This window comes from Kitasatospora sp. NPDC059803, from assembly GCF_042732255.1.
In the GTDB taxonomy this organism is placed as follows: Bacteria; Actinomycetota; Actinomycetes; order Streptomycetales; family Streptomycetaceae; genus Kitasatospora.
Window position 1 is genome coordinate 56,588 of record NZ_JBHWIJ010000008.1, and the last position, 12,931, is coordinate 69,518.

11 protein-coding genes are annotated in these 12,931 nt (G+C 72.9%); 5 read left to right on the forward strand and 6 right to left on the reverse strand.

Going from position 1 to position 12,931, the window contains the following annotated elements; genetic code table 11:
* Positions 1–94: 94 nt before the first annotated feature.
* Both clpB and ACFV6I_RS02620 read right to left on the reverse strand, forming a co-directional pair.
* Positions 95–2,701, reverse strand: coding sequence for an ATP-dependent chaperone ClpB (gene clpB / locus ACFV6I_RS02615; RefSeq protein ID WP_380423339.1), 2,607 nt, complete (start codon positions 2,699–2,701; stop codon positions 95–97).
* 80 nt (positions 2,702–2,781) lie between these two features.
* Positions 2,782–3,732, reverse strand: a complete 951-nt coding sequence (locus ACFV6I_RS02620; RefSeq protein ID WP_363368328.1) for a LysR family transcriptional regulator — start codon at positions 3,730–3,732, stop codon at positions 2,782–2,784.
* A 70-nt stretch (positions 3,733–3,802) separates the two neighbouring features.
* Between ACFV6I_RS02620 and ACFV6I_RS02625 the strand changes: the two genes are divergently transcribed.
* From ACFV6I_RS02625 to ACFV6I_RS02640, 4 genes are all read left to right on the forward strand, one after another.
* A complete protein-coding gene (locus tag ACFV6I_RS02625; RefSeq protein ID WP_063348535.1) occupies positions 3,803–4,924 on the forward strand; it encodes a TDT family transporter in 1,122 nt (373 codons plus the stop codon).
* 581 nt (positions 4,925–5,505) lie between these two features.
* Positions 5,506–6,495, forward strand: coding sequence for a LuxR C-terminal-related transcriptional regulator (locus ACFV6I_RS02630; protein ID WP_380423340.1), 990 nt, complete (start codon positions 5,506–5,508; stop codon positions 6,493–6,495).
* 90 nt (positions 6,496–6,585) lie between these two features.
* Positions 6,586–7,590 carry a LuxR C-terminal-related transcriptional regulator gene (locus tag ACFV6I_RS02635; RefSeq protein WP_063348537.1) on the forward strand — a complete coding sequence of 335 codons (1,005 nt, stop codon included), beginning with the start codon at positions 6,586–6,588 and terminating at the stop codon, positions 7,588–7,590.
* Positions 7,590–8,567, forward strand: a complete 978-nt coding sequence (locus ACFV6I_RS02640) for a LuxR C-terminal-related transcriptional regulator (RefSeq protein ID WP_063348538.1) — start codon at positions 7,590–7,592, stop codon at positions 8,565–8,567. Before ACFV6I_RS02635 ends, ACFV6I_RS02640 begins: the two co-directional genes overlap by 1 nt.
* A gap of 7 nt (positions 8,568–8,574) precedes the next feature.
* Here the strand turns inward: ACFV6I_RS02640 and ACFV6I_RS02645 are convergent, their stop codons facing one another.
* The 4 genes from ACFV6I_RS02645 to dnaJ form a co-directional block, all read right to left on the reverse strand.
* Positions 8,575–9,201 carry a hypothetical protein gene (locus ACFV6I_RS02645; RefSeq protein ID WP_063348539.1) on the reverse strand — a complete coding sequence of 209 codons (627 nt, stop codon included), beginning with the start codon at positions 9,199–9,201 and terminating at the stop codon, positions 8,575–8,577.
* Between the two features lie 547 nt (positions 9,202–9,748).
* A complete protein-coding gene (locus tag ACFV6I_RS02650) occupies positions 9,749–10,756 on the reverse strand; it encodes a helix-turn-helix domain-containing protein (protein ID WP_063348540.1) in 1,008 nt (335 codons plus the stop codon).
* 194 nt (positions 10,757–10,950) lie between these two features.
* Positions 10,951–11,481, reverse strand: coding sequence for a heat shock protein transcriptional repressor HspR (locus ACFV6I_RS02655; protein ID WP_380423341.1), 531 nt, complete (start codon positions 11,479–11,481; stop codon positions 10,951–10,953).
* Positions 11,482–11,488: 7 nt separating this feature from the next.
* A complete protein-coding gene (dnaJ, locus tag ACFV6I_RS02660; protein WP_363368337.1) occupies positions 11,489–12,646 on the reverse strand; it encodes a molecular chaperone DnaJ in 1,158 nt (385 codons plus the stop codon).
* 95 nt (positions 12,647–12,741) lie between these two features.
* Here dnaJ and ACFV6I_RS02665 point away from each other — a divergent pair.
* The coding region (locus ACFV6I_RS02665) for a hypothetical protein (RefSeq protein ID WP_380423342.1) at positions 12,742–12,931 on the forward strand (190 nt) is incomplete at its 3' end.

Here is a 12,931-nt window from a genome sequence, read left to right on the forward strand (position 1 = left end):
TGCCGCGCGCTGGCTCTTCTGCTTGGTGGGGGGGGGGGGGTGTAGTGACCGCCCCCCGCCGCCGCCGCCCCCCCCCCCCCCCGGTCTGGTGGTGCTACTTCTCCAGCAGTCCGCGGCTGCGGACGGTGAGGCGGTCGCCCTCCTCGTCCCGCTCGACCAGGACGGTGTCCCCGTCGTGCACCTGGCCGGACAGGATGGCCCGGGCCAACTGGTCGCCGATCGCGGACTGGACCAGCCGGCGCAGCGGGCGGGCGCCGTACGCCGGGTCGTAGCCGGTGAGGGCCAGCCAGTCGCGGGCGGCCTCGGAGACGTCCAGGGTGAGCCGCCGCTCGCGCAGCCGGTCGCCGAGGCGGGCCACCTGGAGGTCGACGATCCGGCTCAGCTCGGCGGTGCCCAGCGGGTCGAAGACCACGATGTCGTCCAGTCGGTTGAGGAACTCGGGCTTGAACGCGGCCCGGACGGAGTCCAGCACCAGGGCCTTCTTCCGGTCCTCCGGGATGGCCGGGTCGACCAGGTACTGAGAGCCCAGGTTGGAGGTGAGGATCAGGATCGCGTTGCGGAAGTCCACCGTGCGGCCCTGGCCGTCGGTGAGCCGGCCGTCGTCCAGCACCTGGAGCAGGACGTCGAAGACCTCCGGGTGGGCCTTCTCCACCTCGTCCAGCAGCACCACGCTGTACGGGCGGCGGCGGACCGCCTCGGTGAGCTGGCCGCCCTCCTCGTAGCCGATGTACCCGGGCGGGGCGCCGACCAGGCGGGAGACGGAGTGCTTCTCGCCGTACTCGCTCATGTCGATCCGGACCATGGCCCGCTCGTCGTCGAAGAGGAAGTCGGCCAGGGCCTTGGCGAGTTCGGTCTTGCCGACGCCGGTCGGGCCGAGGAAGAGGAACGAGCCGGTCGGGCGGTCCGGGTCGGCGATGCCGGAACGGGTGCGGCGCACCGCGTCCGAGACCGCTCGCACGGCCTCCGCCTGGCCGATCAGGCGCTGGCCCAACTCCTCCTCCATGCGCAGGAGTTTGGCGCTCTCGCCCTCCAGCAGTCGGCCGGCCGGGATGCCCGTCCAGGAGGCGACCACGTCGGCCACGTCGTCCGGGCCGACCTCCTCCTTCACCATCGAGGCGGAGGCGTCCTGGTCGGCCGCCCGCTCCTGGGCCTCGGTGAGTTCCGTCTCGGCGGCCGGGATCTCCGCGTACATCAGCTTCGACGCCCGCTCGAAGTCCCCGTCGCGCTGGGCCCGTTCGAGCGCGCCGTTCAGGTCGTCCAGCCGCTCCTTGAGCTCGCCGACCCGGTTGAGGCTCTTCTTCTCCTGCTCCCAGCGCGCGGTCAGGGCGCTCAACTGCTCGTTCTTGTCGGCGAGATCGCGCCGCAGTCGGGCCAGCCGGTCGATCGAGGCGGCGTCCGACTCCTTCTCCAGGGCCAGCTCCTCCATCCTCAACCGGTCGACGGAGCGCTGGAGTTCGTCGATCTCGACCGGGGAGGAGTCGATCTCCATCCGCAGCCGGGAGGCCGCCTCGTCGACCAGGTCGATCGCCTTGTCGGGCAGGAAGCGGGAGGTGATGTAGCGGTTGGACAGGGTGGCCGCGGCGACCAGCGCGGCGTCCGCGATCTGCACCTTGTGGTGCGCCTCGTAGCGGCCCTTGAGGCCGCGCAGGATGGCGATCGAGTCCTCCACACTGGGCTCGCCGACCAGTACCTGCTGGAAGCGGCGCTCCAGGGCCGGGTCCTTCTCGATCCGCTCGCGGTACTCGTCCAGCGTGGTGGCGCCGACCATCCGCAGCTCGCCGCGGGCCAGCATCGGCTTGAGCATGTTGCCGGCGTCCATCGCGGAGTCGCCGCCGGCGCCCGCGCCGACCATGGTGTGCAGCTCGTCGATGAAGGTGACGACCTGGCCGTCGCTCTGCTTGATGTCGTTCAGGACGGCCTTCAGCCGCTCCTCGAACTCGCCGCGGTACTTGGCGCCCGCGACCATCGCGCTGAGGTCCAGCGAGACCAGCCGCTTGCCGCGCAGCGACTCCGGCACGTCGCCGGCGACGATGCGCTGGGCCAGGCCCTCGACCACCGCGGTCTTGCCGACGCCCGGCTCGCCGATCAGCACCGGGTTGTTCTTGGTCCGGCGGGAGAGCACCTGGACGACCCGGCGGATCTCCTGGTCCCGGCCGATCACCGGGTCGAGCTTGCCGTCCCGGGCGGCCTGGGTCAGGTCGGTGCCGTACTTCTCCAGTGCCTTGTAGGTGCCCTCAGGGTCCGGAGAGGTGACCCGGCCGCTGCCGCGCACGTCCTTGAACGCGGCGAGCAGGTCCTTCGCCGTCGCGCCCTGCTGCGCCAGCAGTTCGGCGACCGGCCCGCCCTCGGCGGCCAGGCCGACCATCAGGTGCTCGGTGGAGACGTACTGGTCGTCCAGGTCGTCGGCGCGCTTGCCGGCCTCGGTGAGCACCGCGAGGGTGTCCCGGGCGAGCTGCGGCGCGGCGACCGTCGAGCCCATCGCGCTGGGCAGGGCGGTCAGCTGGCGGCGGGCCTCGGCGTCGATCCGGGTGACGTTCGCCCCGACCGCCTCCAGCAGCGGCCGGGCGATGCCCTCGGGCTGCTCCAGCAGGGCGATCAGGATGTGCACCGGCTTGACGTCCGGGTTCCCGGCCGCGCCCGCCTGCCGGATCGCGGCGGACAGGGCGTCCTGCGTCTTGGTGGTGAACTTGCTGGCGTCCACTGCTGGGGGGTCCTCCCTCGTCGTCCTTCAATGCTGCTACGTACAGCATGCACTAAGTTGAGTCTATTCCGCTCAAGTTTTTACGCCCGTTCCGCGCGTTCCGTGCGTTCCACCCGCTGCGCGCGGGGCACCTGGCGGGTCAGCCCCAGCAGCTCCCGGGCCGGCCCGCTCGGCCGCTGCCCGGCCGGCCACACCGCGCGCAGCGGCCGCCGCAGGTCCAGCCCCTCGGCCAGCGGGACGGCCACCAGCCGCCGGACGGCCAACTCCTCCATCACCGCCAGCTCGCTCAGGCAGACCGGCCCGGCCCCGGTCATCGCCGCCGCCTTCAGCGCGGTGGACGAGGCCAGCTCCAGCCGGGGCCGCACCGCGCCCCCGTACGGCGCCAGCGCCATCTCCAGCACCTCCCGGGTGCCCGAGCCCGACTCGCGCAGCACCAGCGGGGTGGCGGCCAGCTCCGGCCCGGTCAGCGGCGTCCGGCGGCGCGCCCACGGGTGGCCGGGCGCCACCACGACCACCAGCCGGTCGGCCGCCACCACCGCGCCGGCCAGCCCGGGCGGGGTGGACGGGCCCTCGACGAAGCCGAGGTCGGCGTCCCCGGCCAGCACGTGCCCGGCGACCTCCGCCGAGTTCGCCGTCCGCAGCGTCACCGCCGTGCCCGGACTGGCCTCGGCCAGGGCCAGCAGCCAGCCCGGCATCAGGTACTCGGCGACGGTCAGGCTGGCGACCACCCGCAGCTTGGCGTCCCGCCGCTCGCGCAGCGCGTCGATCCCGGCGTCCAGCGCCTGCGCCGCCTCCACCACGTGCCCGGCCCACTCGACCACCAGCCGCCCCGCCACGGTCGGCCGACTGCCCCGGGGGGAGCGCTCCAGCAGCGGGACGCCGATCTGCCGCTCCATGCCCTTGATCCGGGCGCTGGCGGTCGGCTGGCTCACGCCCAGTTCGGCCGCGGCCCGCCCGACGCTGCCCAGCCGGGCCACCGCGAGCAGCAGTTCCAGGGCGCCGAGCTCGGGGACGCGGGGGGAGAGGGCCATAGGTCCAGGCTATGTCCTCATAGAGCCCGCGGCGCTACCGGAGCCCGGCCCGGGGCGGCACGGTGGAACCATGTCCACCTTGGCCGATGCCCGCCCGCTCACCCGCCCCTCCCGTTCCTCGCTGCGTGCCCGCCTCGACCTCGCCCAGCTCGGCCCCAACTGGTACGCCGCCGTCATGGGCACCGCGATCCTGGGCAACGGCGCGGCCGTCCTGCCGCTGCGGCTGCCCGGGCTGATCGGCTTCGGCGAGGTGATGTGGGCGCTCGGACTCGCGGCCCTGCTGGTGCTGGGCGCGGCCCGGCTGGTCCACCTCACCCGGCACCGCGAGGCCGCCCGCACCCAGCTGCTGGACAACCCGGCCACCGCCGTCTTCTACGGCTGCCCGCCGATGGCCCTGCTCTCGGTCGGCCTCGGCACCCTGCTGCTCGGCTCCCGGGTGATCGGCACCGGCCCCGCGGTCGCCGTCGACGCCGTGCTGTGGGGCGTCGGCACCCTGTACGCGCTGGCCGTCGCCGGCGGCATCCCGTACCTGATGATCACCCGGCACCCGGTCTCCGCCCTGGAGGCCAACCCGACCTGGCTGCTGCCGGTGGTCGCCCCGCTGGTCGCCTCCGCCACCGGCCCGGCCCTCATCCCGCACCTGCCGGCCGGGCTGGCGCAGCAGACCATGCTGTACGCCTGCTGGGCCCTCTTCGGGATCGGCCTGCTGGCCACCCTGGTGCTGCTGCCCGTGGTCTTCACCGGGCTGTTCCACAGCAAGCTGCCCACCCTGGTGCTCACCCCCTCGCTGTTCCTGGTGCTCGGCCCGCTCGGCCAGTCCGTCACCGCCGTCCACCAACTCGCCGACGCCGCCCGCCCGGTGCTGCCCGCGCTGGCCCCCGCCATGCTCCCCTTCGCCGAGCTGTACGGCGTCGCGGTGCTCGGCGTCGCGATGCTCTGGCTGGCCGTCGCGCTCACCGCCAACCTGCGCGCCCGCCGGGCCGGCATGCCGTTCGCGATGACCTGGTGGGCGTACACCTTCCCGATCGGCACCTGCGTCACCGGCGCCTCCGCGCTCGCCCGGCACACCGGGTTCGGCGGCTTCACCGCGATCGCCACCGGGCTCTACCTGCTGCTGGCCACCGCCTGGGTGCTCGCCGCCGGCGGGACCGCCGCCGGGCTCGCCCGCGGACGGCTGCTGGCGCGTGCCTGACGATTCCCGCCGCACGCCGCCGTTGCAGGAACCCGCACCCGCTGCCCGACCGCGCGCGGCCGACCGACCGTACGGGCGGGTGCCCCCCGCGAGCCCCGCTGGCCTCGGCCTTTACCGGAACCCGTCCCGCCGCTCGACCCCGCCCGCCCCACCCGCCGTGCAGATAGCTGCAATTGCGCGAACCTGCACTCGGGCGACACTTGTTCACCGGCCGTCACACTGTGAGGGTGGAGTCACGCCAGGCCGACTGGGCACCGCAGCCCGATGGTGGCGACTTGCTCTTCGAAACTGACCACGGGTGCAACGTCCCGCACGCGTGAAACGGGGGGGGGGAAGAGCGCCGGTCGGGGCGCCATGTGTGGTGATGGCCCCCGGAACCGGAGCCGTCGAGGCGTTGCTGCTCCGCCTCGACGGAAGCGCCTGGGCATGGGCGTAGCGACGGTGGCCCCCGGGCCCCCCGGAGTGCGACGGCACCCGGACCCCGGAGGCCGCCGTCAGCCCGGTACCGTGACCGCCGAGCCCCGCGCCGGACGGCGCGACGGCGGCAACGAGGGAGAAGCGTCCGGCAGGGAGTGTGCGACGTGACGGTGGAACCGGCGGTCGCGCCGCAGCACGGACAGCCCCCGGGCGAGGAGCCCGACGAGGCCGCCCGGCAGTTCTACCTGGCGATCCTCGCCCGGGGCGGACGCATCCCGTTCGCCGACACCCCGGACGCCGACCAGGCCGCGCTCCAGCAGCTCGTCGACCTCGGCCTGCTCATCGCCAACCCGATGGACCACTGCTACACCGCCATCAGCCCACGCTCCGTCACCGACCGCCTGGGCGCCGAACTCCGCAGCGAGGCGACCCGGCTGCTGGTCCGTGCGGAGAACCTCCCCGGCGCCCTCGACCGCCTCACCCGCGCCTACGACGCGATGCCCCGGCCCTCCGGCCGGGCCGGCGGCGCCGTCCACGTCGAGGGCCACGTCCACATCCGCCAGCGGATCTCCCAGCTCGCCTCCGACTGCCGCTCCGAAGTCCTCGCCGCCCAACCCGGCCACCGCCCCGCCGGCACCCTGCAAGTCGCCCTCCTCCAGGACGTCCACCTGCTCCAGCGCGGCTGCTCCCTGCGCACCATCTACCAGCCCGTCGCCCTCGCCGACCCGCCCGCCCTCGCCTACGTCGAGGAGGTCACCCGGCACGGCTCCCTCATCCGCGTGCTCGACGAGCCGTTCCAGCGGCTGCTCGTCTTCGACCGCGCCGTCGCCGTGATCTCCGCCAACGACGACAACAGCACCGCCGCCTTCATCACCGACCCGGCCGCCATCACCTTCCTGGTCGGCGCCTTCGAACGCGACTGGGCCCGCGCCGAAACCGCCGACACCGCCGCCACCCTCGGCCCCACCCGCACCGTCCCCGACCGGATCGGCCGCCTCCTCGCCCGCGGCCTCACCCAGCGCGCCGTCGCCACCCGCCTCGGCCTCAGCGAACGCACCGTCGCCGCCCACATCTCCCGCCTCCGCGACCGCCACGGAGCCCAGACCCTCTTCCAACTCGGCTGGCTGATGAGAGGCGCCCGCGATGACCGATGAACCCGGCCCCGCCGAGCGCGCCCCCGCCGACCGGCCTGCCCTCCGCCCACACCCTCTTCCACCTCGGCCGGCAGCTCCGGGGGGAGCCCCATGACCGACCCGTCGACCTGCCCCCTGCCCGACTCTCCGCTGCCCGACGACGCCGCCCGGGCGCTGTACCTCGCCGTCGTCGGCAACGGCGGCATCCTCCGGGCGGCCGACCTGCCTCCGGGTGACGAACCGGTCCTGGAGCGGTTGCTCGACCTCGGACTGGTCGTCCCGAGGGTCGAGGACGCGGCCTACGCCGCGGTGAACCCGCGTGTCGTCATCGGCCGAATCGGGTCCGAACTGCGGTCCACGGGTGGCGAATTGCTGGCCAGGGCGGACGAAACACCCGAGCAGTTCGCCGAGTTGGCGCAGGCCTTCGACGTCACGCCGCGCCACCCCGAGTGCTCCGTCGAGGTCACGTACGTGCACGGCTTCGAACAGATCCGCCTGCGCCTGGCCCAACTCGACGCCGAGTGCTCGCAGGAGATGCTGGCCGCCCAGCCCGGCGGGGCCCGGCCCGTCGAGGGGCTCCCGGACGCCCTCGACCGGATGCGGCGACTCGCCGAGCGCGGCGGCACCGTCCGGGGCATCTACGAGCCGGCGGCGGCCGCCGACCCGGCGACCGCAGCCTTCGCCGCCGCGGCCGCCGAGGTCGGCTGCCGGTACCGGGTGCTGGGCGAGCCGTTCCGGCGGGTCCTGATCTACGACCGGAAGGTGGCCGTCATCCCCGCCGCGTCCGACAACAGCCGCGCGGCCTTCGTCGAGGACCCGGTGGTGGTCGACTTCATGGCCGACGCCTTCGAACGCGACTGGCAGCGCGCCGCCCGGGTCCGCTGGGCCCGTGGCCCGGAAGCCCCCGAGCCGGCCGACTCCCTGCCCGACCAGGTCGGCCGTTTCCTCGCCCAGGGCCTCACCCAGCGTGCCATCGCCACCCGCCTCGGCCTGAGCGAACGGACGGTGGCCGGTCACATCGCCCGGCTGCGCGAACTGTACGACGCCGAGACGCTCTTCCAGCTCGGCTGGCAGCTCCGGTCGGCGGCCGACGCCGCCCGTAGGCGGGTGCCGTGATGCACGGGCGCGGCACCGGGCGGCCCGACCAGGCCGCACACGACCTGTACCTGCGCATCCTCCGGCACGGCGGCTGGATCGACCGGGCCGAGGTGGCCGACGCCGACCGGCCGGCCCTGGAACACCTGCTCGCGCTCGGGCTGCTGCTCGCCCGGCCCGAATCCGACGTCTGCACCGCCGTCAACCCGCGTACGGTCGGCGACCGGATCAGTGCCGAGCTCCGGGCCGAAGGCACCCGGCTACTGGTCCAGGCCGCGCAACTCCCGCAGGCCCTCGACGACCTGACCAAGGCCTACGACACGGCCCCGCGCCCGACCGACCGCGCCGGTACGGTGCATCACGTCCAGGGCCTCGGCGCGGTCATCCGGCGATTCGCCGAGGTGGAGGCGGACTGCCGCCAGGAGATCCTCGTCGCCCAGCCCGGCCGGCCCCGCCACGCCCACCAGTTGGAGGACGCCCTGGAACGGATCGGCCGGTTCTGCGGCCGGGGCGGCCGGATCCGGGTGATCTACGCACCCGGCGCCGTCCGGGACCAGGCGACCGCCGACCACACCGCCCGCGGCACCGAACTGGGCGCCCGCTTCCGGGTCCTGGCCGAGCCGTTCCGCCACCTGCACATCTTCGACCGCCGGATCGCCGTGCTCCAGTCCGCCGACGACCTCCGGAGCGCGACCTTCATCGAGGATCCGGCGACCGTCGACCATTTCCTGGCCGTGTTCGAACGGGACTGGGCCCGCTCCGGCCGCCTCCTCTGGAACCCCGACCAGGCGTCCGCTCCCGAGTCGACGGCCCACGAGCAGGTCGGCCGGCTCCTCGCCCAGGGCCTCACCCAGCGCGCCATCGCCGGCCGCCTCGGTCTCAGCGAGCGGACGGTGGCCGGCCACATCGCCCGGCTGCGCGAACTGCACGACGCGGAGACGCTGTTCCAGCTGGGCTGGCAGCTGCGGGGAGCCCGGACGGGGGAGCCCGATGGGTGAGCGCTGGTCAGCCGGTGGCGGCGCTGGTCGGCCAGTAGCCGGCCCGGCCGACGACGGGGGGCTGCTGCCGGGGGACGTTGAACTGCTCACCGGGGGCGGTCCAGAAGCCCTCGCGCAGGGACAGCGCCATGCCGGCCCAGTCGAGCGCGGTCTCCACGGTGTGGTTGAGGGCCTCCTGCGACCAGGTGTCGTCGAAGACCAGCGGCAGAACGGGGGCGACCTGCTCGATGGTGGCGATCAGCGGGTTGTGCGTGATGGCCTCGTCGACGAGGAGGACGATCGGCTTCCGCAGCGCCGACGCCCACCCCAGCTCCAGGCTCACCCCGGCCGACAGCGGCGCCCCGACGTAGGCGAACACGAGGTCCGCGGACTGCAGGGCCCGGAAGTCGGACGGCACCCGGGGCTCCGGCGCCTGCCCGGCGACGGTCCAGGCATCACTGTGGTGCGCGCTGTACACGGCGGCACCGCTGCGGAGCAGGGTGGTGCGGAGCGTCGTCAGCCGCGTCCGGCTGGCGAGCGTCACCACACTGTCCGCGGGCCCGGTCAGCCGCATCAGCGGCGCGGCCAGGAACACACGCGCACGCCGGCCCTCGGGGGTCTGTCCGGCGTGCTCTCGCAGGTAGGGCTCACTCATTGTCGACTCCGGGGATAGGTGCCAACCAGGCCGATCGCCCCGTTGGGTGGTGACTATCGGAATGCTGCTGTGCATTCGTTGTGGTCGAAACGAACTAGTCATGGACATGTTGTTTGTGGTGTCCCCGTCTTCCCCCTCCCGCGAGAGGGGTTGGGGAGTGCACTGATCGTCTCTGTCGACCGTCGCCACCGTCCACAGAGCCGTGGTGTCATCTCGATGCCTGGCAGAGAGATGACGCACTGGGGTAGCAGGCCCCCTGGCTTCCGGCATGGGCTTGCGGCATTATGTGGCAGGTTGTTCGAAACAATGGCTGGGTACCCGCGCCAAGTCTTAAACAAAGAGAGGGGGCACCATGTCTCGGATACGCCGGGTGGTGCGATTTGTCCTGGTTCCAGTCGTTGTGGGTCTGGCGCTTTTCATCGGGAGCGGTTCGAGCCCGGCTGACGACACGATCTGGAACATCGGGGTTTCCCACGATGCGGCAGCGCCTCAGACCATGGCGCTGGCCAATGACACGATCTGGAACTGAGACCGCCGCGACGCTTGGTCAGTGATAGCTGTCGGAGTCGGTCGGAATGCTGTTCCGGGCCAATGCGTACCCGAGTTGGAACAGCGACTCGACATTGTGCTCGTCGCGCATCTCGGCCAGGTGCCGCGCGAGCGTCCGTTCGCTGATGCCGAGTCTGCGGGCGATCACCCGGTGGTTCACGCCTTCGAGCATGAGGTCGATGATCGTCTGCCGCATCCCGGAGACCACCTGCTGCGGAACGGCGCGCGCGCCGTCGAAGTCCAGCGCCCGGCTCCAGTTCCGCTCGAAGATCTCGCTGATCAGGTAGCTGATGACGGCCCGGTCGTGCACGAAGGCGGCCAGATTGAGGTCCTCGGCGATGGGGATGACCGCGATTCGGCGATCGATGACGATCAATCGCGTGTAGGGCTCCTCCAGCGTCCGGAACCGTCCGCCGGCCTTGGTTATCGTGGCCACGTACTCCCTGGTGGGAGCGTGGTACCGGGTGCTCGGGTGGTAGATCGTCCTGAGCGTGATGCCCAGGCGGAGGGCTTCGAGGTCGCGGGCGAGGATGCCGGTGAGCGCCTCGGACGGGCGCGGCCCGCCGGGTTGGGCGGCGAGGATCTCCTCCGAGGCGCTGGCGACGATCTGCTGCACCCGCTGGTTGATCAGCACCTTTCCCCGCACGTACTCGATCGCGCCGCCGGCCTGCTCCGGTGAGTGGTAGGCGGCCGTCAGGTCGTGGAGATCGGTGGCGAGGGCCGACGCGCGGGTGAGCAGGTCGAGTGCCTGGCGCTGCCAGGTCACGGAGAGGCTCTCGGACAGCTGCTGAGGGTCGACCGCGACGAGGACACCGGGTTCGTCGGTGTCGGCGACCAGAAGGCCTATCGCCACCAACTCCTCCTGGGCCCCGCCCGCCTTGGCGAGGTCGGAGTCCTTCGGAAACCGCCCGTTCTCGCGGATGACCGCCAGATACAGCTCCCGCGCTTCTTTCGAGAGGACGGAGGGCCCAATCGCGGCGGTACCGGGCTGTTCTCGTCCACTCATCTGCGGGCTCCTTGCCGTGGCCGTGTCTGCACTACCTGCCGGGCACCAATACCGGAATCGCAGTGCAGCATGCCAGATCGGGTGGCATCGGTGAGGGCGGCCAGATTTGTTCGACAGCACTCTCTCACCACGATCAAGCCGCCGGCACCCCCCGGGCGGAGGGGAGCCGGCGGCCGGAGGTGTTCAGCCAAGTCTCAGCGCTTGGGGCGCCAGACGACCAGGGCGCTGGACTGGGTGGGCGGCTGGTAGGGGACGAGGTCGCGGCGGTAGGAGGCGTGGACGGCGGCCTCGCGCTGCTGGAGGGCGCTGGTGGCGCCGTCGAGGGAGTCGACCAGTTCGCCGATGCGGGACTGGAGCGCGGTGACCTGGTTCTCCAGCTCGATGATCCGCTTGATGCCGGCCAGGTTGATGCCCTCGTCCTGGGAGAGCCGCTGGACCTCGCGCAACTGCTGGATGTCGCGCGCGGAGTAGCGGCGGCCCCGGCCGGCGGTGCGGTCGGGGCTGACCAGACCGAGGCGGTCGTACTGGCGGAGGGTCTGCGGGTGCAGGCCGGAGAGCTCGGCGGCGACGGAGATGACGTACACCGGGGTGTCCTCGGTGAGGACGTACTGCGGCGGGGCGGTGGGCCGCCGGGTGCGGCGGCCGTCGCCCGGCAGGCCGTCGCCGACGCCGACGCCGGGCAGGCCTTCACCGATGCCGGGGCCGATGGGACTGTTGGGGATCATCTGGTCGTCACGCTCCCTTCGCCGCCCGGAACAGGGCGGCTCGCGGGTCGTCGGAGGCGGTGGCCTCGCGGTACTGCTCCAGGGCGTTCAGCGCGTCCCCGGTGATGTGCCGCGGCACCACGACCTCGACGGTGACGAGGAGGTCGCCGCGGGTGCCGTCCTTGCGGGTGGCGCCCTTGCCGCGGGCGCGCATGGTGAGGCCGTTGGCGCTGCCGGGGGGCAGCTTCAGCTTCACGGCCGGCCCGTTCAGCGTGGGCACCTCGATGGTGGCGCCGAGGGTGGCTTCGGGGAAGGTGACGGGGACGGTGACGGTGAGGTTGTCCCCCTTGCGCCCGAAGACGGGGTGCGGGTCGACGTGCACGGTGACGTAGAGGTCGCCGGGCTGTCCGCCGCGTTCGCCCTGGGCGCCCTTGCCCTTGAGCCGGATGCGCTGGGCGTCCTGGACGCCGGCCGGGATGCGGACCTGCATGGTGTGGGCGGAGCTGGCCCGGCCGCTGCCGTGGCAGTCGACGCACGGGTCGTCGACGATCATGCCGCGCCCGCGGCAGTCCTTGCACGGCTCGGAGAGCGCGAACGCGCCCTGGCCGCGGCTGACGGTGCCGGCGCCGACGCAGGTCGGGCAGACCCGCGGGGTGGTGCCGGACTTGGCGCCGGTGCCGTTGCAGGTGCGGCAGGGGGCCTGGCTGGTCATCCGCAGCGGGACGGTCGCACCGTCGACGGCCTCGTCGAAGGCGAGGGTCACCTCGGTCTCGACGTCGGCGCCGCGCCGGGGCTGGGCCTGCCGGCCGCCGCTGCGGTTGAAGAGTCCGCCGAAGACGTCGCCGAGCCCGCCGCTGCCGGTGTTCTGGCTGCCGCTGAAGAGGTCGCCGAAGTCGAAGCTGTAGCTGCCGTTGCCCTGGCCGGGGCCGCCGGCCCGGAAGCCGCCGTTGGCGAAGAGGCTGCGGGCCTCGTCGTACTCCTTGCGGCGCTTCTCGTCGGACAGGACGTCGTAGGCCTCGGAGATGTCCTTGAAGCGGTCCTCGGCCTTGGCGTCGCCCTTGTTGGCGTCCGGGTGGAACTCGCGCGCGAGCTTGCGGTAGGTCTTCTTGATCTCGGCGGCGGTGGCGTCCTTGGGCACGCCGAGGACCTTGTAGTAGTCCTTCTCCACGTAGTCCTTGCCACTCATGCGTCCACCTCGCTCCGCTCGGCAGCCGCTCCGCGCAACACGCGCCTTTCAACGATTCGCTCGCTGCGCTTGCTCATAGCTGCCGCCACCTCCCGATGTCCATCCTCGCTGCGCTGTCAACAGCCGCTCCACCGGGCGCTGTTGACAGCGCGCGGGGGGGGTGGGCGGGCCGGCCGGCCCGCGGCGCCCGCGGGCGGGACGCCAACCGCCTCCGCGACCCGGACAGCGCGCTCACCCACGGCGCCGACTTCGCGGTCAACGTCAACCTGACGAACGTGTGCAACC